This window comes from Methylobacterium phyllosphaerae, assembly GCF_001936175.1.
Lineage (GTDB): Bacteria > Pseudomonadota > Alphaproteobacteria > Rhizobiales > Beijerinckiaceae > Methylobacterium > Methylobacterium fujisawaense.
Window position 1 is genome coordinate 1,242,570 of the sequence record NZ_CP015367.1, and the last position, 19,062, is coordinate 1,261,631.

Below are 19,062 nucleotides of genomic sequence, written 5' to 3' on the forward strand. Positions count from 1 at the left end.
GGCACGCGGTCCAGGGCGATCCGGCCGCTGCTGCCTGCCGCTGCTGCTGCTGCTGCCTGTCGGGCGTCAGGCCCCCCCTGCAGGCGGGCCTGTCCAGCCTTGGGACAGCCACAACCGGCATAAGCCGTCGGACAGACGGTGCTCCGCCGCGGGGTCGACCCCCGGCGCCGTCGTGGCCGGCTGGCTCAAGGATCAGGTTGATCACCGTGGCACTCGGAACCCTCGCACTATCGATCGCGCTGCTTGGCCTGGCCCTGGCATTCTTCGGGGCGAAGCTGGCCTTCGCGGGGGGATCGTCGTTCTACCTCGCCCTGGGGGTCGGTTTGCTGGCCTCCGGCATCCAGCTGACCCGGCGCCGCCAGAGCGGCCTCTGGATCTATGCCCTGATTCTGGCGGCGTCCTTCATCTGGACGATCGTCGAGGTCGGGCTCGACAAATGGCAATGGATCCCGCGCGGCGCCCTGATCTTCGCCCTCGGCCTAGTCCTCTGCCTGCCCGTCGTGGTGCATCGCCTGCGGGACGCGCCCGAACGGGCCTGGGCGCCGAGCCTCGGAAACGGCCCGCTCGCCCTCCGGGCCGTCGTCCTGCTCATCGCGGCCGCGAGCACCGCTTCCTGGTTCGTCGATCCGGTCGAGACGCACGGCATCCTGCCGAAGGTCGCGGAGGCGAGGGCCGCCGTCGATCCGAGCGGCGTCCCCTATCCGGCCGACGACTGGGTCGCCTATGGCGGCACCAATCTCGGCCAGCGCTACTCGGCCCTCGAGGACATCACCGTGGGCAATGTCCAGGGCCTCACGGTGGCCTGGGAGCACCATACGGGCGACCTGCGCGGCGACGGCCGGACGGATTCGAAGGAATTCACCTTCGAGGCCACGCCGATCAAGGTGAACGGGCTGCTCTATCTCTGCACGCCCCACAACATCGTGCAGGCCCTGGAACCCGAGACCGGCCGGCTGGTCTGGGCCTTCGACCCGCAGATGGCGCGGGACGGCCAGTACCAGCACCAGACCTGTCGCGGCGTGTCCTACAACGACTCGACCGGCTACGCGCCGCCGGCGGAGGCGGATCCGGCGACGGCGGGCGCCGTCGCGGCGGCGGTCGCCGAATGCCCGCGCCGGATCATCGCCGCCTCGGTCGATGCGCGGCTCTACGCGCTGAATGCCGATACCGGAGTCCCGTGCCGGACCTTCGGGGCGGACGGGTTCGTCGATCTGACGGCGCAGATGCCGAACCTCCGGCGTGCCGCCTATCAGCAGACCTCGGCGCCGCTGGTGACCCGGAACCTCGTCGTCCTCGGGAGCGCGATCGCCGACAATTACTACGCGGAGAATCCGTCGGGCGTGATCCGCGCCTTCGACGTGCACACCGGCGCGATCGTCTGGAAGTTCGACGCCGGCAAGCCCGACGCGACCGAACCGCTGCAGCCCGGTGCACTCTACGAGCCCAACTCGGCGGTGGCCTGGACGCAGTTTTCGGCCGACGAGGCTCTGGGGCTCGTCTACGTGCCGTTCGGCAACCGGGCGCCCGATCAGGTCGGCGTGTCCCGGTCGAAGGCGGACGAGGCCCTCGTCGACGCCCTGGCGGCTCTCGACCTGGAGACCGGCAAGCTGCGCTGGGCCTTCCGGACCACGTATCACGACCTGTGGGACCGCGATAATCCGTCCCAGCCGGTCCTCCTGACCCTGCCGCAGGGCGACGGGACGCTGCCGGCGATCCTGATCCCCACCAAGGTCGGCAATGTCTGGGTCCTCGACCGCCGCACCGGCGCTCCGATCCGGCCGGTCTCCGAGGTCTCGGTCTCGACCCGGACCGACATCCCGGGAGAGGCGCCGTCTCCGGTCCAGCCGGTCTCGTCGCTCCGCTTCACGCCGGCGCCGCTGAGGGAGGCCGACATGTGGGGCATCACGCCCTTCGACCAGATCCAGTGCCGTCTCGCCTTCCGGTCGAACCGCTACGACGGCAACCCGTTCACGCCGCCGCAGGCGTCAGGCGGCGCGATCATCTGGCCCGGCAATATCGGGGTGTTCAACTGGGGCTCGGTGGCCGTCGATCCGGTCCATCACTGGATGATCGCGACGCCGCAATACCTGCCCTACCTCTACCGCCTGCTCCCGCGCCCGGCGAACGAGCCCGACCGGCGCCTCATCACCACCGATCCGGATTCCGCCCCGGGCAACGAGAATCTCGGCGGCCCCTACGCGGTGTCCATCGCGCACATGCGCTCGGCCCTCGGCGTCCCGTGCAACGCGCCGCCCTGGGGCGTGCGGGTCGGCGTGAACCTCGCGGACGGCACAACCGCCTGGAGGCACCGCAACGGCACCGTCGCCGGGCAGAAGATCGGCGGGGTCGCGGTCCCGATCCCGTTCGCCATGGGTATGCTGGCCCATGGCGGCACCCTGGCCACGGCCGGTGGCGTCGCGTTCACGGCCGCCACGCTCGACGACCGTATCCGCGGCTACGACATGCAGACCGGGGCGGTCCTGTGGTCCATGACGCTGCCGGCCGGCGGTCAGGCCACGCCGATGACCTATCGCGGCAAGGACGGCCGGCAATACGTGGTGATCGCGGCGGGCGGGCACGGCTCGCTCGGCACCACGCCGGGCGATTCGGTCATCGCCTTCCGGCTTCCGTGAGCCGGCGCCCGCGGCGCGAGCCCGGGGATCGCCGGCCTCGCGCCGGAACGGATGGCGCCGGAGGGCCCGGCTCTCCGACCGGGCAGGGGGCGTTCTAGCCCGTGAGCCGCGCCCGCGCGTCGATGCGGGCGAGGCGGGCCAGCAGGTACTCGACCTCGGCCTTCGCCTGCGCGGTGAGCGCCTGCGACGGCTTGCGCTGGGCGTCGGATGAAAAAATTCCCCGGCGCATGAACACGTATTTCCGCACCGCGAGCCCCAGCGGGCCCTGCTGCTGCTCGTAGCGCAGATAGGGGAGGTGGGCGTCGAACAGGTCGTGGGCGGCGTCGCGCTCGCCGGCCCGGCCGAGGCGGACCACGTCGACCAGCATCTCCGGGAAGGCGTAGCCGGTATTGGCCCCGTCGGCGCCGCGCTCGGTCTCGAAATCGAGGAACAGGCCGCCATTCCCCACGAGGATAGAGATGTGGCGCATGGAGCCGTCGCGCTCGAAGCCGCGCAGCGCCGAGATCTTCTCCAGGCCGGGCCAGTCCTCGTGCTTGAGCATCACGCAGGAGGGGTTCTCCGACACGATCCGGCGGATCACCCCCGGGGTCATCTGGACCGAGAAGGTGAGGGGGTAATCCTGCAGCACGAAGGGCACGTCCGGCCCGATCGCCTCGGCGGCGGTGCGGTAATAGCCGACCACCTGATCGTCGGTGCGCAGCGTGTTGGGCGGCGCGATCATCACGCCGGCGGCGCCCAGCTCCATCACCTCCCGCGCGAGGGCCCGCATGGCCGCGAAGCCCGGCGCCGTGACGCCGACGATGACCGGCAGCCGGGTGCGCCCGAGGACGCGCTTGGCCACCGCGAGGCCCTCCGCGTGGTCGAGCTTGCCGGCCTCACCGAGCTGGCCGAGAATCGTCAGGCCGTCGACGGCCGCAGCCCCGAAGAAATCGGTCATCCGGTCGAGGGAGACCTCGTCGATCCGGCCATCCGGATGGAACGGCGTCGGGGCGATCGGCACGACGCCGCGAATGTCGCTGGTGAGAGGCATACCGGTCTCCGTGCTGCTGCGGCGACCGCCGGCCGCCGGTGGGTATGCCCATACTCAAAAATCCCGGGCGCTGCGACGCACCCGGGACGGGATCGGCCTTCGGTCAGGCCGTTCGGTCAGCCCAGCAGCTTGTCCAGGGTGATCGGCATCTCGCGCACCCGAACGCCGGTGGCGTGCCAGACCGCGTTGGCAATGGCCCCCACCGTACCGGTGATGCCGATCTCGCCGACGCCCTTCACGCCGAGCGCGTTCACCACCGCATCGTCCTCGTGGACCAGGATCGCCTCCATGGCGGGCACGTCGGCGTTCACCGGCACGTGGTACTCGGCGAGATTGTCGTTGAGGAAGCGGCCGGTGCGCGGATCCATCTCGGCCCGCTCGTGCAGGGCGAAGGACAGGCCCCAGATCATCCCGCCGTAATACTGGCTCTGGACGAGGCGCGGGTTGATCACCCGGCCCGCCGCGAAGGCACCGGTGAGGCGGCTTACCCGGATCTGGCCGAGATCGGGATCGACCTTCACCTCGGCGAAGACCGCGCCGTGGGCGTGCATGGCGTAGGACGCCTGCGCGGCCGGATCGGCCCCGGCCTTGCCCTGGCCCTCGATGCTGGCGCGGCCGGCCCGCTTGAGGATGTCCGTGACGGACTCGCCCCGGCCCGGATCGTCGCGCCGGGTGAGCCGCCCGTCCGCCGCGGTGACGCCGGCATTGCCGGCGCCGTAGAGCGGGGAGGCGGGGTCGTTGGTGGCCAGCTCCGCGAGCTGCCGGATCACGTCGGCGGCGGCCGCGTGGATCGCGCCGCCGGCGGTGGCGGTGTGGCCGGAGCCCCCCGCGATCCCGGCATTCGGCAGGTCCGAGGAGCCCATCCTGAAGGTGAGGGCGTCCATCCCGATCCCGAGCCCGTCGGCGGCGATCTGGGCGAGCGCCGTCCAGGATCCCTGGCCCATGTCGATCGCCCCGAGCTCCACCGTGCCGGTGCCGTCGGCGCGGATCTCGGCCCGGGCCATCCCCTCGAAGATCAGCGCCGGGAAGGTGGCGGTGCCCATGCCGGTGCCGACCAGGAACCCGTCCCTGTCGCGGGTCTGGCGGGGCTGGAGCGGCCGCCCGGCCCAGCCGAAGGCCTCGGCGCCCCGCCGGTAGCAGTCCCGCAGGGCCTTCGAGGAGAACGGCTTGCCGGTGATCGGCTCGACCTCGGCGTAGTTGGCGAGCCGGAACTCCAGCGGGTCCATGCCGAGCGCGAAGGCCATCTCGTCCAGCGCGCTCTCCAGGGCGACGCTGCCGGTGGCCTCGCCGGGGGCGCGCATGAACAGCGGCGTGCCGGTGTCGAGGCGCACCGCCTCGTGCCGGATGGCGATGGCGGGGCTCGCGTAGAGGGTGCTGGTCGCCCGGCCCGCCGGCTCGAAGAAATCGTCGAAGCTCGACGAGGCGGTGCGGATGTGGTGGTCCAGCGCCGTGAGCTTGCCGGCGGCGTCGGCGCCGAGCCGGATCGTCTGCCGGGTCGGCCCGCGATGGCCCATGGGACCGTACATCTGGGTCCGGGTCGGCACGAGCTTCACCGGCCGGCCCACGAGCTTGGCCGCCATGCAGGCGAGCACCTGCGGCCCGGCCGGCACGCCCTTCGAGCCGAAACCGCCGCCGAGATAGGGGCTGTCGATGTGGATGTCCTCGGGGCGGATGCCGAACAGGCCGGCGAGCCGGGCCTGCGACATGGCGAGCGCCTGGGTCGGCATCAGGAGCGTCAGCCGGTCCCCGTCCCAGCTGGCCACCGCCGCGTGGGGCTCCATGGCATTGTGGTACTGGGCCGGCGTCTCGTAGGTGGCGGCGATCGTCTTCGACGCGGCCGCGAGCCCGGCCTCGACGTCGCCGTCGGTCTCCACCGGCGGCGCACCGACGCCGACCGAATCCGGCGTGAAGGCCTCGCCGGAATCGAGCCCGATCCGCGGGGTCTCGGCCGCGTAGGTCGGGGCGAGCAGCCGGGCTCCTTCGGTGGCCGCCTCCAGGGTCTCGGCGATCACCACGGCGATGGGCTGGTTGGCGTAGCGGACCCGGTCGTTCTGCAGGAGGTCGAGGCGGAAGGTGAACGGCCCGTCCTTGGCATCCGGATCCTTGGCGAGCGCCGGGGCGTGCCCCGGCCGCATCACCGCCACGACGCCGGGATGGGCCTCGGCGGCGGCCACATCGAGGCCGGTGACGCGACCGCGGGCGATCCGGGCGACGCAGAGCGCCGCGTGGAGGGTCCCGGGGGGCAGGTTGTCGGCGGAGAAGCGGGCTTGGCCGGTCACCTTGAGGGGGCCGTCGCGCCGGGTCAGCGGCTGGCCGATGCTGGAGCCGTGCCGGATCGCGCCGGCGGGGCGGTTCGAGGCGGGCGTGGAGGTCGCGGTCATGCGGGTCTCCTCAGACGATGCCGAACGGGGAGGCGGGGAGCGCCGGGATCCGGGCGGGCGTCCCGGCGGCGGCCTGGGTCAGCGCGCGGATCGCCACCCGGCGGGCGAGCTCGATCTTGAAGGCGTTGGCCTCGCCGGTGGGCTTGGCGCCGGCCAGCGCCGCGGCGGCGGCCTTCGCGAAGGCCTCGGGGGAGGGTGCCTGTCCGGAGAGCGCCGCCTCGGCCTCCGCCACCCGCCAGGGCTTCAGCGCCAGCCCGCCCAGGGCGAGCCGGGCCTGCCCGATCCGGCCGCCGGCCTCCAGGGTGAGGGCGGCCGCCGCCGAGACCACCGCGAAGGCGTAGGATGTGCGGTCGCGGACCTTGAGATAGCGGGCATGGCCCCGGAAGGACGCCGCCTCGGGGGGCAGGCGCAGGCCGGTGATCAGCTCGCCCGGCTGCAGCTCCGTCTCCCGCTCCGGATGGTCGCCGGGGAGGTGGTGGAACGCGGTGAGCGGCACCTCCCGGGCGCCGTCCGGCCCGGCGATCTCCACCACCGCGTCGAGGGCGGCGAGCGGCACGCAGAAATCGGACGGGTGGGTGGCGATGCAGTGATCGCTCCAGCCCTGGACGGCGTGGATGCGGGTGGCGTGCCCCAAGGCCGCGCAGCCGGAGCCGGGCGCGCGCTTGTTGCAAGGCGAGACCGCGTCGGTGAAGAAGGGGCAGCGGGTGCGCTGCATCAGGTTGCCGCCGACCGTGGCGGCGTTGCGCAATTGCGCCGAGGCGCCGGCCAGCAGGGCCTCGGCCACCATCGGGTAGGTTTTTTCGAACATCGCGTCGTGGGCGAGGTCGCTGTTGCGCACCAGCGTGCCGATTCGGGTGGCGCCGTCCGGCAGCCGCTCGATCGACGACAGGCCGGGGAGCCGGGTGATGTCGACGACCCGCTCCGGGGTGGCGACGCCGCCCTTCATCAGGTCGACGAGGTTGGTGCCGGCGGCGAGGAAGGCGGTACCCGGAACCTGCCCGGCCGCCACGGCCTCCGGCACGCTCGCCGGGCGGATGTAGTCGAAGGTCCTCACGCCGCGTCCTCCCGGTGCTCCGCTTGGCCGGCCGCGTCCTTTACGGCCTCCAGGATGCCCGCGTAGGCGCCGCAGCGGCAGAGATTGCCGCTCATGCCCTCGCGGATGCGCTCCGGATCGGTACCGGCGTGGCCCTCGCGGATCAGGCCGACCGCGCTCATGATCTGGCCGGGGGTGCAGAAGCCGCACTGGAAGCCGTCATGGGCGATGAAGGCCGCCTGGACGGGGTGCAGCCGGTCGCCCTCGGCGAGCCCCTCGATGGTCAGCACCTCGGCCCCGTCGAGGCTCGCGGCGAGGGTCAGGCAGCTGTTGATGCGCCGCCCGTCCACCAGCACCGTGCAGGCGCCGCACTGGCCGCGGTCGCAGCCCTTCTTGGCGCCCGTCAGGCCGAGGCGCTCGCGCAGGAGATCGAGGAGGGTGACGCGCGGATCGTCGAGGGCGATCTCGCGCGGCTGTCCGTTCAGGGTGAGCCTGAGGGGAATGGTCATGCGGCGGTCCCGGCTTCGAAGGCTGGAACCGTTACAGATAGCCGCCGCCCCGCTCCCGGCGAGACCTTAAGCAAAAAGCGATGTGCGCAAGATCACGGCACGCACAGGTCGGGCGCTTATGCAGACTTGACCTTAACCTCCGAGACGGATTTCAGCACCGTCTTGCCCTTGGCGGTCTTGATCTCCAGGGCCGGCTCCGCCTTCGAGGCCTCGCGCTTGACCGTGTTGCCCTTGATGGTCTTCTTGACATCCTGGGTGTGGACCTTGGTCACCTCGCCCGAGACGGTGCCCTGGCCCCACTTGTAGGTGACATCGTCCCCGGTCTTCACCTTCGCCTTGGCGGTCATGTGCGTCTCCATCGTGGATGCGGGGAAAGGCGCCCCGGGGCAGGGGCGTTCCCGGGTTTCCACGGCCGGAATGCCGCAGGCGGATCGACCCGTTCCCGGCTCACCGGCCGACCTCCCGGCGCAGGGCCGCGACCATCGTCTCGACCGCGGCCTGCGCGGCCTCGCCGAGGTCGATGTCGGTCTCGCCGGCGGTGACGAGGCCACGCCCCTCCAACTCCTTGACCCCCTCCGGATCGGCCTCGTGGCCGGCGCCGTCCCGGCGGATCACCGCGGTGACCTTTTCGCCGCTGACGAGGCGGTGATAGGCCGCGAAGGCGAAGATCGAGAGGGCCTTGTCGGAGAGTCCGTTCACGTCGTCGGCCATGCCTGGCGCCTCCTGCGCTCCGCGCGTCGTATCCGATGGGCGAACGCCGGACGGGGCCGGGGGCTCCGGACCCCGGCCGGGGTGCGACGACGGGTGCGCCCGTCCGAGCGGCGACGCTTCGCGCCGGGCCCGCCTTCCTGCTAGTCTCACAGCTCCCATGACAGCGCATACCGACCAGACCGAAGTGGAACCCAGCCCCGAGGCGGCCCGCCCCCCCGCGCCCCCCGATCTCGACTATCGCCTGCGCCAGCAGGCGATCCTGTCCGAGTTCGGCGTCGAGGCTTTGCGCGGCACCGATGTCGACCACCTGCTGCAGCGGGCTGCGGAGCTGTGCGCGCAGGGCATGGGCGCCGAGTTCTGCAAGGCCCTGGAGTACCAGCGCGGCGCCGACACCCTGCTGGTCCGGGCCGGTGTCGGCTGGGGGCCCGACGTGATCGGGCAGGCCCGGATCGGGGCGGACCTCGCCTCCCCGGCGGGCTTCGCCCTCAAGACCGGGCGGCCGGTGATCTCGAACCACCTCGCCGACGAGACCCGGTTCCGGACGCCGCAGCTCATGGCCGATCACGGCATCCGCCGGGCGATCAACGTGCTGATCGAGAACCGGGACGGCGCCTTCGGGGTGCTGGAGGTGGACGACACCCGCGAGGGCATGTTCGAGGAGGCCGACATCGCCTTCATGCAGGGCTTCGCCAACCTCCTCGGCGGCGCCATCGAGCGCCAGCGCACCGAGAGCCTGCTGCGGGCCGCCCTCGCCCGGCAGGACCTGCTCGCCCGCGAGATGAGCCACCGGGTCAAGAACAGCCTCGCCATCGTGGCGAGCCTGCTCGCCCTCCAGGCCCGGGCCGCCGAAGACCCGGCCGTGCAGATGGCCCTGGCGGATGCGCGCAGCCGCGTCGAGGCGATCGCGAGCGTCCACGACCAGCTCTGGCGGCAAGGTGACAAGGACGGCGACAAGGCGGCGGGCGAAGGGGAGGGGGTCCCGGGCGAACTCGACCTCGCGCCCTTCCTGGAGAAGCTGGTGGCCAACCTCGCCAGCGGCGTGCCGGGCCAGCGGCTCGCCTGCACGGCCTGCCCGCAGCGGATCTCGGCCGACCGGGCGATTCCCATCGGCCTCTTGGTCAACGAACTCGTCACCAACGCGCTCAAATACGCCTATCCGCCCGAGACGCACCCGGGAGGCGGCGAGATCCGGATCCGCGCCGAGCGCCAGCCCGGGAGCCTCGTGGTCGAGGTCGCCGATGACGGGATCGGGCTGCCGGCGGAATTCGAGATCGGACGCAACTCGAAGAGCCTCGGCATGCGGGTGGTCGGCAGCCTCACGCGCCAGCTCGGCGGCAGCCTGACGATCCCGGCCCGGGGGAAGGGCGCCTGCTTCCGCCTGGAGGTGCCGCTGGACGGCTGAGCGCAGCGCCCGGCCGGGGCGGGGACGGGAGAAGGGCTCTGCCCCGTCGCGACCGGGGGCGACGGGCTCGGCGAGACAGAGCGCGAGATTGAGCGCGAGACAGAGCGGATGCAGTGACCGGGATCAGGATGACGGGGGCGCCCCTCGCCGAACGGCTCCACGCCTTTCGGAGCCTCGGGGACAATTGCGAGTTCGGCTTCGTGCAGCGCTACGGGGGGGTCGAGCCCTCCGGCCTGCTGCGCTTCTCCTACACGCCGATGGCGGACCTGATCCGCGGCCTGCGCTGCGGCTTCGCGGATTTCGGCGTGCCGGGCGACCTGCGGCTCTCCGTGAGCGCGGGCGGCACCTACTATTGTCACAGCCTGGCCTACAACATCTGGGCGAATACCGGACATCCGGCCGGCTCGATCGCGCCGGAGGTGCTGCTGGAGCGGGAATACGGCCGGCTGGCCCATCTCAAGCGCAAGATGCTGGACGACCTCGCCGACGGCTCGAAGATCCTGGTGCGCAAGGTCGGCCGCGACGAGCCTGAGGCCGACTTCGCCCGCTTGGCCGAGGCGGTCTGGGCGCATGGGCCCTCGACGCTGCTGCGCGTGACCGAGGCCGGGCCGGACTGGGCTCCCGAGCCGGCCCGGCGCGTCGCCGACCGCCTGATCGCGGGACGGGTCCGCCGCTTCGCGCCGGCGGAGCAGGCCTGGGAGGTCGACCTCGAACCCTGGATGCACCTCGTGGACAGCACCTACGCGCTGGAGCGCGGCGCGGCGCCGAGCCGCCTCGACGCCGCCGCCTTCCCGGAGGCGCTGCCGCTGCCGGGCCGCCTGCGCCGGCATGTCGGCCGGCACCGGGCGAGGGCGCTCAGCGCCTACACCCGGGCGGTGGATCCCGCCGGCTTTCGCGCCGATGCGGTCCACGTGTTCTCGAGCTGGGTGTGGATTCCGGAGGAGTTTGCCGGGGACCGCATCTTCGCGGCGGCCGGCTATGCGCGGCTGGGCTGGCGCGACGCCGACCTGTCGCGGCGGCGGTGCTGGCAGCGCGTCTGGGCCGCGGGTCGGCTGCGGCCCGACGCGACGCGGGAGCCCGTCGGGCTCGGGATGATCGGCACGTGGCGGGACGGATTCTGGTCCGCCGGGGCGCGCTTCGCCGAGGGGCCGATCCCCGGGGATGAGCCCGCGCCGGACCTGCGGATGCCGCCGTTCCGGTTCCCGGGCCAGGATCTCCTCGGACGGCTGCGGCCGCGGTTCCGATAGACCGCCGGGCCCACCGGATCCGGGCTCAGCTTTCGCTTCCCAGAGCGCGGAGGAGTGTGCCGAGGTGGCGTCGTCGGTCCAGCCTCCGGCCCGATGCGCGTGGCCGCCGGGGCGGAGGCCGAGCCCTGGATGCGGGCGGCGTGACGGACCTTGAAGGAGGGCGGGGATCGGAGACGATCGGGCCGCCCGCGCAGGGAGCCGGTCCCGGGATACCGGTTCGATTCCGGCCGATCCGATACGGCTGCACCATTGCCCGGGCGCGCCCCGCCCGTAAATCGCGCTCCCTCGCACAGAACGGGAGATTCCGGATGCGCAGCAGATCGATGATGACCCTGGGCGGCAGCGTCCTCGCCCTCGCCCTCGCCGGCCCGGCCTGCGCCGACGACACCCCGACCACGGCGGGTGCGGTCGATCGGCTCAAGGGCCTGACCAACGAGGCGATCGGAAGCGCGAAGCGCGGGGTCGGCAACCTGACGGAGGACGAGGCCCTCAAGGCGGAGGGCCAAGCGCAGAAGCTCCGTGGACAGGCCGAGCAGGGGCGGGGCAGGGCCAAGGACGTCCGCGAGAACGCCCTCGACCAATAGGGATGCGGCGGGCCCCGGCCGCGCCGGGCGGCCGGGGCCCGCTCCCGTCGGGGCAGAAGCGAGAGGGGCCTACGGGCAGGGATGGCGCAGGCCGTCATAGCCCAGGTAGGTCCCGGAGGCCGGGTCGTAGGAGGCGTAGCGGGCGGCGCAGGACGCCGAGCCGCGCACGACGACCGGGGCGGCGTAGACGGGTGCGGGCGCCCCGTAGACGGCCACGGGCCGCGCCGCGGCGTTGGCCGCCGCCGAGCCGATCACCGCGCCGGCGGTGAAGCCGAGCAGGCCGGCCCCCACGGCCGCCCCCACGCCGGGACCGCGGCGGTCGCCGTAGCCCCAGCGGCCGTACCCGCCGCGGTGCCAGCCTCCCCAACCGGCATGGTGCCAGCCGCCACGGAACTGAGCGTACGCGGTGGGAAGGGCGCCGGCCCGGAGGGCCTCAACCGCCTGTCCGGATGCGGCCTGAACGGGGGCAGCGAGACCCGCCAGCACGGCCAGGGTGGCGACGCCGGTCACGATCCTCATCGGTTCTCTCCATTCTCCAGAGGGGTGGAAATGCCCGCATCAGGCATTTACGAAGCCCAGTAACAATGGATCCGCAGGACCGTTCCAGTCGTGAAAAAGATCATTTTTGTCGCACCGGACGGGTCTGAAACAATTCGATACGAACAAGAGCGACGCGGGCGCGGCGTCGGGCCTTCCTCATCGATGCCGTTGGCGTTCGGTGCGGGGATCCGCATCAGCCTCGTCTTTCGGCACGGCGCATCTGACCATCGCCGGGGGCGCGAATACAGGAGCCGGCATCGGGCTACTTGGACCAGCGCACCTCGGGCGATCCCGTCGACGGCATGGCACCACATGGCACCGCCGTGCCGCGGGGAGGGGGCCCGAACAGCCCTCCCCGGGTGATCGCCCGGCCCGTCCCGCTGGCCGGTGCGCGGCCTCGGTGCGGCTCTGAAGCCGGACCGGTCAGGCCTCAGGGCGGTCGTCAGACGCACGGAACGCAGGGGCCGGTGCGCGGACGGTGGCCGGAACCGGCACCCGCCGCGGGCACCGTTGCTCAAATGTTCCGCAAAATTCCACTTTTTGTTCCACGGCCCGCCTGAGACCGGCCATCGCTCTGGTGATATCCAGAGTTCGCATAAGATATATTATGGAACATAAGCGTCATCCTCGCTCGGGCGAGGGGGCTTGGCTCGGCTTCCGACCCGGTTTGGCGCTCAGGTTCGGCGTGTCGAGCGGACCGGTTCGTAACCGGGATCCTGTCCGGCTCTGTGGCCGGCGCCGGCGGCGCGACCGGGACCGGTGCCGGGACGGCGCGCCGGGCGAGGGCCGTTCGAGCGCCCTCCCCGGTCCCGCCCCTCGGACGGCCTCCGGATCCGTCGGGGCCGTTGCGGCGCGCCGATGGCGGCGAAGCGATCATCCGGAGACGGCGTCAGCCGGCGGGACCGGGCGTCCGGCGCTCGCCCAGGATCCGGCCTTCGCGGGTGCGACACTCGATCTGCTCCGATACGCGGCCCGGTCGGACACGGACGGCGGCCGGCCGCGCCAGGCTCCCGGCGCCCTCCAGGAAGCCCGCGGCGGTCATCGGCGCGTCGCGCCCGCCGCCGAGACCCCGCCACCAGGACACCGCCTTCTCCCGCTCGTAGCCGCTGCGCTCCGGCCGCAGGCGCACGCGCCAGCCGGCCTCGGCGGCGCCGTCCCGCCAGCCGAGCACGAGGTCGAGTCCGTCCGGCGCGGCTTCCAGGTTCAGGGTCGTGACCGGATGCCAGGCGGCCCCGGACCCGCCGGTCTCCGGCGCGGGGGCAGGGCCGGCCGGTTCGGGATCCGGCAATCCGGGATCCGCCGAGAGGATCGCCAGCTCGTCATCGGCCGCGGCCTCGTGCGGGGCCTCGGCGTCCGCGTCCACCTCCGGCTCGGTCCAGCAGGCCTCGCAGGTGGAGGCGTTCAGCGCGATCAGGGCGCCGCAGCCGGGGCAGGGCTTGGCGCGCGGGGCCCCTGCCCCGCTCAGGCCCTGGGTGGCGCTCCGGACCGTCACGGCGTCCACGGGACCGTGCATCCGCACCAGCCCGGCATAATCGAGGATCAGCGCGTCGGCCTTGCCGGGGGCGCAGCGCAGCGCCCGGCCGACCTGCTGCACGTAGAGCCCGGTGCTGCGGGTCGGGCGCAGCAGCGCCACCAGATCGACCTCGGGGACGTTGAAGCCGGTGCCGAGCACGCCCACCGAGGTCAGGCAGCGGATCTGTCCGGCCCGGAACGCCGCCACGATCCGGTCGCGCTCCCGGCGCGGGGTCTCGCCCGAGACGCTCTCGCAGGCATACCCTTCCGCCCGTACGGCGTCGCGGACGGCGTCCGCATGGGCGAGGCCGGCGCAGAAGGCGAGCCAGGCCCGGCGGGAACCTCCGTATTCCGCGAGTTCGGCGACCGCCGCGCGGGTGATCCAGTCGCGGTTGACCGCCGCCTCCAGCTCGCCCGGGATGTAGTCGCCTCCCCGCCGGCCGACGCCGGAGACGTCGAGCTGGGTCAGCGTCGCCTTGGAGACGAGGGGCGCCAGGAAGCCGCGCCGGATCAGCGTGAACGTGTCGGCCTCGTAGGCGATGCCGGAGAACAGCCGGTGCTCGCCCGCGTCGAGGCGGCCCGAATCGAGCCGGTAGGGGGTCGCGGTGAAGCCCGCCACCCGCAGCCCGGGGGTCATCGCCCGCAGGCCCGCCAGGAACCGGCCGTAGCGGGTGTCGGCGGCGCGGGGGATCAGGTGGGCCTCGTCGACGATCACGAGGTCGCGGGGCCCCACCGCGTCGAGCCGGTCGGCCACCGACTGGATGCCGCAGACCAGCACCTGCGCGTCGGCCTCCCGCCGCCCGAGCCCGGCGGAGAAGATCCCGGCCGGCGCCTCCGGCCAGGCGCGGCTCAGTTCCGAGAAATTCTGGGCGACGAGTTCGCGGCTGTGGGTGACGATCGCCACCCGGGCGAGGGGGTCTTGCTCCAGGGTCTCCCGGGCGAGGGCCGCGATGACCAGCGCCTTGCCGGCCCCGGTGGGCAGCACGATCAGGTGGCCGGGCGCCGCGTCGTCCGCCCCTCCCCGCGCCCAGGCGGCCGAGAGCGCGTCGAGGCTGGCGCGCTGATAGTCCCGCAGGCGCAGCATGGCGGCGGTCTAAGCGGGTTTGCCGGTCCTGTCCGTGGCGGCGCGGTCACGGCGCAGCAGGTAGATGTCCATGATCCAGCCGTGGCGGTCCCGGGCCTCCGCCCGGACCCGGCGGATCGCGTCGCCCGTATCGCCCAGCCGGCCGGAGAGCAGGATCTCGTCCGGGCCGCCGAGATAGGCGCCCCAGTAGATCGTCAGGTCCGGGTCGAGATGGCCGAAGGCCGGGTCGCCGTCGAGCATCACCACGACGCTCTCGGCGTCCGCCGGCCAGCCCGCCGCGAGGCGGCGGCCCGTGGTGATCAGCACCGACCCGCCGATGCCGTTCAGCGGCACGCCGTGACGGGCGGCGAGCACCTGCACGCTCGTCAGGCCGGGGATCACCGTCCGGGTGACGGCGACGCGCCCGCGGTCGGCGATGCGGTCGAGGATGCGGAGCACGCTGTCGTAGAGGGCCGGGTCCCCCCAGGCCAGGATCGCCCCCACCTCCCCCGGCCGGAGATGCGCGGCGAAGGCCGCCTCCAAGCGCTCGGCCCGGGCCGCGTGCCAGGCCGCGACGGTGCCGCCGTAATCGGCCGGGCGGCGTTCCCGGGGCGGGTCCTCCACGGTGACGACCCGATGGGGCTTGGCGATATGGGCCGCGCAGATCCGGCGGCGGATCTCGACGAGGTCGGCGGTCTCGGCGCGCTTGTCGAGGACGAACACCGCGTCGACGTCGGCAAGCGCCCGCACCGCCTGGAGGGTCAGGTGCTCGGGGTCGCCCGTGCCGATGCCGATGACCCGGATCTGCCTGTCCTGCATGCCGTCCGTCCTCCGCCGGGGCGGGGGAGGGCCGGCGCCGGCCTCCCCTACAAGCGCGCGTCGGCTTTGGCGAGGATCGCCCGGGCGATGGTCAGGTCCTGCAGGGCGATGCCGGAGGAGTCGAACACGGTGATCGCCTCCGGATCGGTCCGGCCCCCCTCCCCGGTCCGGAGCACGTCGCCGAGGGCCCGCAGGCCGGCGGAAGCCCCCGCGGAGGCGTGCTGGAACTCCCCGATGGTGCGCGACTGCTCCGGCAGGTCGCAGAACAGCTGCGCCCGCTCCAGCAGAGCCGGGGGCAGTTCCTGCTTGCCCTTCGCGTCCGCCCCCATGGCGGCGACATGCGTGCCGGGGCGGACCCAGTCGGCCTCGAACAGCGGCGCGCGGGCCGGCGTCGCCGTGACGATCACGTCGGCGGCCGCGCAGGCCTCCCGGGGCGCGGCCGCCCGCACGGCGATCCCCGAGGCCCCCTGCCCCGCCAGACGCTCGGCGAAGCCCGCGACCTTGGCGGCGTCCCGGGCGACCACCAGCACCGTCCGGATCGGCAGGATCCGGGCGAGCGCCGCGCACTCGAACTCCGCCTGGTTCCCCGCCCCGAAAACGGCGAGCACCGCCGAATCCGGCCGGGCGAGGACGCTGGCCGCCACCGCGTCGGCGGCGGCGGTCCGGTAGGCATTGACGCGGCCCGCCTCGATCACCGTGTCGACCCGGCCGACATCCTGGTCGAACAGCAGGATCACCGAATTGTGCCGCGGCAGGCCCCGGTCCGGATTGCCCGGCCAGAACGAGCCGACCTTCAGGCCGGCATAGTCGGCCGTCGAGCCCGACTTGATCGAGAACCGGTTGGTCGGCTCCGAGCCGTGCCCGAGCACCGCCGGGAACAGGGTGGTGCCCGGGGCGACCGCGGCGATCAGCGCCTCCCGGGCCGCCTCGAACGCCATGGCGTGGTCGACCAGGGCCGCGGAGTCCTCTTCCGAGATGAAGCGCATGGATTCGAAGACCTCCAGAGTCCGGGTTTCAAAAGGGCGTGCCCTTTTGCGGGTGCAGGGCGGCGCCCTGCGGTCGGGGACGCCCGAGCGTCGGGGCGCCGCCCCGACACCCCGCCGAAGGGCTTCAGCCCTTCGGAATCCCCTACAGGGTCATGCCGCGGGCGGTGACCGGCCAGACGGCCTCGACCCGGCCGTTCCGCACGCCCACGTACCAGTCGTAGACGTTGACCGTCGGGTCGCAATGGCCGGGGATCAGCTTCAGGCGCTCGTTGAGCTTGAGCACGTTGCCGGGATCGCTGATCACCCCGTGCTCGTCCGAGCACTTGATGTACGCCACGTCGTCGCGGCCGAACACCACCGGCAGGCCGCTGTCGATGCTCTGCGCCTTCAGGCCGGCATCGCAGATGGCCACATCCGCCTTCGCCTTGCTCATGATCGCCGTGACGATGAACAGGCTGTTCTCGAATTCCGCGATCGGCCGGCCGTCCGCGTCCTTCACCCGCTGGTAGTCCGCGTCCATGAAGACGTAGGAGCCGCATTGCAGCTCGTTGTAGACGCCGCTGCCGCCCTCCAGGGCGAAGCTGCCGGTGCCGGCCCCCGCGACGATATCGCAGGCGAGCCCCTCGGCCTTCAGAAGGTCGACGGTGCGCCTGGTCTCGTCGATCGCCGTCTGGATCAGGGCCTTGCGCTCGCCGTAGTCGCGCACGTGCTGCGCCTTGCCCTGATAGGCCTGCAGACCCGCGAAGCGCAGGCCCGGCGCCTTCGCGATCGCCCTGGCGATCACCAAGGCGGGCTCGCCCGGGGCGACACCGCAGCGGCCGGCGCCGACATCGATCTCCACGAGGCATTCGAGGGTGACGCCATACTGGACGGCCGCCGCCGAGAGGTCGTCGACATTGCCGAGGTCGTCGACGCAGACCAGCACCCGCGCCCGTTTGGCGAGCGCCGCCAAGCGCTCGATCTTCTTCGGCGCCACCACCTGGTTGGAAACCAGCACGTCGCGGATGCCGGCGCTCACCAGCGCCTCGGCCTCGCTGACCTTCTGGCAGCAGACGCCGCAGGCCCCGCCCCGCTCGATCTGCACAGTCGCGATGTCGGAGGATTTGTGCGTCTTGGCGTGGGCCCGGTGGCGCAGGCCGTGCTCCTTCATGAAGCGGCCGAGCGTGTCGACGTTGCGCTCGAAGGCGTCGAGATCGACCATCAGGCAGGGGGTGTCGATCTCCTCGACCGGCATGCCGACGCAGGCGGGAATGTTGTTGCGCATGGTCCGTCTCCTCCGGATCGGGGTGTCTTGATCGGGATGTCTTGGTCAGCGGGCCTGGGTCACGGGGCGAGGCCCAGAAGCTCGGCGATGCGCGGCGTCGCCTTGATGCCCGTGCCGGTGAGCACCACCACGGTGGTCTCCCCGGGCCGGATCGCGCCGCTTGCGGTGAGGTCGGAGAGCGCCGCCGCCGCCATGGCGCAGGTCGGCTCGACGTAGAGGCCGGTGCGGGCGAGCTCCATCAGGGCCGCCTCGATGGCCGCCTCGGAGACCGCCACGGTGCCGCCGCCGGACCGGCGGAGCGCCGCCAAGACCTCGCGGCCGCGCACCGGCTGGGCGATCGAGGCGCCCTCGGCCAGCGTCGGGCGCGGGGTCACCGGCACGAAATCGTCGGCGCCCGCCGCGAACCCGGCATGGAGCGGCGCGCAATGGGCCGGCTGGACCGCGTAGAGCCGCGGCAGGCGGGCGATCTCCCCCCGGCGCAGCAGCTCCGAGAAGCCGATGTCGCAGCCGAGGATGTTGCTGCCCGCGCCGCAGGGGATGATGACGGCGTCGGGCGCGGAGAAGCCCAGATCCTCCCACAGCTCGTAGGCCAGCGTCTTGGTGCCCTGGAGGAAATGGGCCTGCCAGTTGTGGCTGGCGTAGAAGATCTCCTCCGCCTGCCGCACGGCGGCGTCGGCGGTGTCCTGGCGGGTGCCGGGCACCAGCTCGACCGCGGCGCCGGCGGCGCGCATCTGCACGGTCTTGGCCGGCGAGGTCGAGGCCGGGACCAGGATCTTGGCCCGCATCCCGGCGGCGGCCGCGTAGGTCGCCACCGCGGCGCCGCCGTTGCCGGAGGAATCCTCCAGCACCGCGTCGATCCCCTGCTGGCGCAGGATCGACAGCATCACGGACGCGCCCCGGTCCTTGAAGCTGCCCGAGGGCGCGAACCATTCGAGCTTGAAATGGGCGTGGCCGCCCCGCCAGGGCCGGTGCACCAGCGGGGTGCAGCCCTCCCCGAGGGAGACCGGGTCGGAGACCGCCACCGGCAGGGCGGCGGCGTAGCGCCAGAGGGAGCGCTTGGCCGTGTCGATCTCCCCGCGTCCGATCCCCGGCAGGTCCGTGATCATCAGCGGACCGCCCGTCTCCGAGCGCCAGCGGGGCGTCTCGATCGGGTAGGTCGCGCCGGTGGCGGGGTCGAGATAGGCGGCAGATGGAGGCATCGCGGCTCGGTTTCCGGGGCGGTTCGGGAAGATAATACAAAATAATCTTGGTCGGCGCGCCTCCCTTCTCGCGGAGACGACGCCGGGCCGAGGCGGGCGGGGCCCGCCTCGTCAGGGCTCCGCCCCGACAACCCGCCAAAGGGCTTCAA

At 72.8% G+C, this 19,062-nt stretch carries 16 protein-coding genes; 4 read left to right on the forward strand and 12 right to left on the reverse strand.

Going from position 1 to position 19,062, the window contains the following annotated elements; translation table 11 throughout:
* Window positions 1-206: 206 nt before the first annotated feature.
* Complete coding sequence (locus MCBMB27_RS05450; protein ID WP_075381877.1) at window positions 207-2,633, forward strand: membrane-bound PQQ-dependent dehydrogenase, glucose/quinate/shikimate family; 2,427 nt, start codon at window positions 207-209, stop codon at window positions 2,631-2,633.
* Between the two features lie 94 nt (window positions 2,634-2,727).
* On the opposite strand, the gene MCBMB27_RS05455 is transcribed toward MCBMB27_RS05450, so the two are convergent.
* From MCBMB27_RS05455 to MCBMB27_RS05480, 6 genes are all read right to left on the reverse strand, one after another.
* Entirely contained in the window at window positions 2,728-3,663 is a 936-nt protein-coding gene (locus MCBMB27_RS05455) for a dihydrodipicolinate synthase family protein (RefSeq protein WP_075380024.1), read from the reverse strand.
* Between the two features lie 116 nt (window positions 3,664-3,779).
* Complete coding sequence (locus MCBMB27_RS05460; RefSeq protein ID WP_051044588.1) at window positions 3,780-6,044, reverse strand: xanthine dehydrogenase family protein molybdopterin-binding subunit; 2,265 nt, start codon at window positions 6,042-6,044, stop codon at window positions 3,780-3,782.
* Window positions 6,045-6,054: 10 nt separating this feature from the next.
* Window positions 6,055-7,098, reverse strand: coding sequence for an FAD binding domain-containing protein (locus tag MCBMB27_RS05465; protein ID WP_043756687.1), 1,044 nt, complete (start codon window positions 7,096-7,098; stop codon window positions 6,055-6,057).
* Window positions 7,095-7,586: a (2Fe-2S)-binding protein gene (locus tag MCBMB27_RS05470; protein WP_043345413.1), complete on the reverse strand. Its 492-nt coding sequence runs from the start codon at window positions 7,584-7,586 to the stop codon at window positions 7,095-7,097. Before MCBMB27_RS05470 ends, MCBMB27_RS05465 begins: the two co-directional genes overlap by 4 nt.
* Before the next feature lie 116 nt (window positions 7,587-7,702).
* The gene (locus MCBMB27_RS05475) at window positions 7,703-7,933 is read right to left on the reverse strand and encodes a hypervirulence associated TUDOR domain-containing protein (protein ID WP_043385962.1); all 231 of its coding nucleotides are present in this window, start codon (window positions 7,931-7,933) and stop codon (window positions 7,703-7,705) included.
* Between the two features lie 100 nt (window positions 7,934-8,033).
* Entirely contained in the window at window positions 8,034-8,297 is a 264-nt protein-coding gene (locus MCBMB27_RS05480; protein WP_075380025.1) for a hypothetical protein, read from the reverse strand.
* Between the two features lie 157 nt (window positions 8,298-8,454).
* On the opposite strand from MCBMB27_RS05480, the gene MCBMB27_RS05485 reads away from it, so the two are divergent.
* The 3 genes from MCBMB27_RS05485 (at window position 8,455) to MCBMB27_RS28780 (ending at window position 11,530) form a co-directional block, all read left to right on the forward strand.
* Window positions 8,455-9,699 carry a sensor histidine kinase gene (locus tag MCBMB27_RS05485; RefSeq protein ID WP_043345408.1) on the forward strand — a complete coding sequence of 415 codons (1,245 nt, stop codon included), beginning with the start codon at window positions 8,455-8,457 and terminating at the stop codon, window positions 9,697-9,699.
* A gap of 128 nt (window positions 9,700-9,827) precedes the next feature.
* On the forward strand, window positions 9,828-10,946 hold the full coding sequence (locus MCBMB27_RS05490; RefSeq protein ID WP_083683397.1) for a hypothetical protein: 1,119 nt from the start codon (window positions 9,828-9,830) through the stop codon (window positions 10,944-10,946).
* A gap of 308 nt (window positions 10,947-11,254) precedes the next feature.
* Complete coding sequence (locus tag MCBMB27_RS28780; RefSeq protein WP_236952911.1) at window positions 11,255-11,530, forward strand: CsbD family protein; 276 nt, start codon at window positions 11,255-11,257, stop codon at window positions 11,528-11,530.
* A gap of 69 nt (window positions 11,531-11,599) precedes the next feature.
* Here the strand turns inward: MCBMB27_RS28780 and MCBMB27_RS05500 are convergent, their stop codons facing one another.
* The 6 genes from MCBMB27_RS05500 to MCBMB27_RS05525 form a co-directional block, all read right to left on the reverse strand.
* Window positions 11,600-12,049, reverse strand: coding sequence for a BA14K family protein (locus MCBMB27_RS05500; RefSeq protein WP_075380026.1), 450 nt, complete (start codon window positions 12,047-12,049; stop codon window positions 11,600-11,602).
* 910 nt (window positions 12,050-12,959) lie between these two features.
* The gene (locus tag MCBMB27_RS05505; RefSeq protein WP_075380027.1) at window positions 12,960-14,666 is read right to left on the reverse strand and encodes a DEAD/DEAH box helicase; all 1,707 of its coding nucleotides are present in this window, start codon (window positions 14,664-14,666) and stop codon (window positions 12,960-12,962) included.
* A 9-nt stretch (window positions 14,667-14,675) separates the two neighbouring features.
* The gene (gene cobF, locus MCBMB27_RS05510) at window positions 14,676-15,464 is read right to left on the reverse strand and encodes a precorrin-6A synthase (deacetylating) (protein WP_043345401.1); all 789 of its coding nucleotides are present in this window, start codon (window positions 15,462-15,464) and stop codon (window positions 14,676-14,678) included.
* Between the two features lie 47 nt (window positions 15,465-15,511).
* Entirely contained in the window at window positions 15,512-16,450 is a 939-nt protein-coding gene (locus tag MCBMB27_RS05515; protein WP_043385948.1) for an ornithine cyclodeaminase family protein, read from the reverse strand.
* Between the two features lie 142 nt (window positions 16,451-16,592).
* Complete coding sequence (locus MCBMB27_RS05520) at window positions 16,593-17,714, reverse strand: DSD1 family PLP-dependent enzyme (protein ID WP_075380028.1); 1,122 nt, start codon at window positions 17,712-17,714, stop codon at window positions 16,593-16,595.
* Between the two features lie 59 nt (window positions 17,715-17,773).
* Complete coding sequence (locus tag MCBMB27_RS05525) at window positions 17,774-18,913, reverse strand: threonine synthase (protein ID WP_043385943.1); 1,140 nt, start codon at window positions 18,911-18,913, stop codon at window positions 17,774-17,776.
* Between the last annotated feature and the right edge of the window lie 149 nt (window positions 18,914-19,062).

Excerpts from the sequence above, each read along its gene's own strand:
- MCBMB27_RS05455 (WP_075380024.1), bottom strand. The coding sequence starts at position 3,663 with ATGCCTCTCACCAGCGACATTCGCGGCGTCGTGCCGATCGCCCCGACG.
- MCBMB27_RS05460 (WP_051044588.1), bottom strand. The coding sequence starts at position 6,044 with ATGACCGCGACCTCCACGCCCGCCTCGAACCGCCCCGCCGGCGCGATC.
- MCBMB27_RS05470 (WP_043345413.1), bottom strand. The coding sequence starts at position 7,586 with ATGACCATTCCCCTCAGGCTCACCCTGAACGGACAGCCGCGCGAGATC.
- MCBMB27_RS05475 (WP_043385962.1), bottom strand. The coding sequence starts at position 7,933 with ATGACCGCCAAGGCGAAGGTGAAGACCGGGGACGATGTCACCTACAAG.
- MCBMB27_RS05480 (WP_075380025.1), bottom strand. The coding sequence starts at position 8,297 with ATGGCCGACGACGTGAACGGACTCTCCGACAAGGCCCTCTCGATCTTC.
- MCBMB27_RS05485 (WP_043345408.1), top strand. The coding sequence starts at position 8,455 with ATGACAGCGCATACCGACCAGACCGAAGTGGAACCCAGCCCCGAGGCG.
- MCBMB27_RS05490 (WP_083683397.1), top strand. The coding sequence starts at position 9,828 with ATGACGGGGGCGCCCCTCGCCGAACGGCTCCACGCCTTTCGGAGCCTC.
- MCBMB27_RS28780 (WP_236952911.1), top strand. The coding sequence starts at position 11,255 with ATGCGCAGCAGATCGATGATGACCCTGGGCGGCAGCGTCCTCGCCCTC.
- MCBMB27_RS05500 (WP_075380026.1), bottom strand. The coding sequence starts at position 12,049 with ATGAGGATCGTGACCGGCGTCGCCACCCTGGCCGTGCTGGCGGGTCTC.
- MCBMB27_RS05505 (WP_075380027.1), bottom strand. The coding sequence starts at position 14,666 with ATGCTGCGCCTGCGGGACTATCAGCGCGCCAGCCTCGACGCGCTCTCG.
- cobF (WP_043345401.1), bottom strand. The coding sequence starts at position 15,464 with ATGCAGGACAGGCAGATCCGGGTCATCGGCATCGGCACGGGCGACCCC.
- MCBMB27_RS05515 (WP_043385948.1), bottom strand. The coding sequence starts at position 16,450 with ATGCGCTTCATCTCGGAAGAGGACTCCGCGGCCCTGGTCGACCACGCC.
- MCBMB27_RS05520 (WP_075380028.1), bottom strand. The coding sequence starts at position 17,714 with ATGCGCAACAACATTCCCGCCTGCGTCGGCATGCCGGTCGAGGAGATC.
- MCBMB27_RS05525 (WP_043385943.1), bottom strand. The coding sequence starts at position 18,913 with ATGCCTCCATCTGCCGCCTATCTCGACCCCGCCACCGGCGCGACCTAC.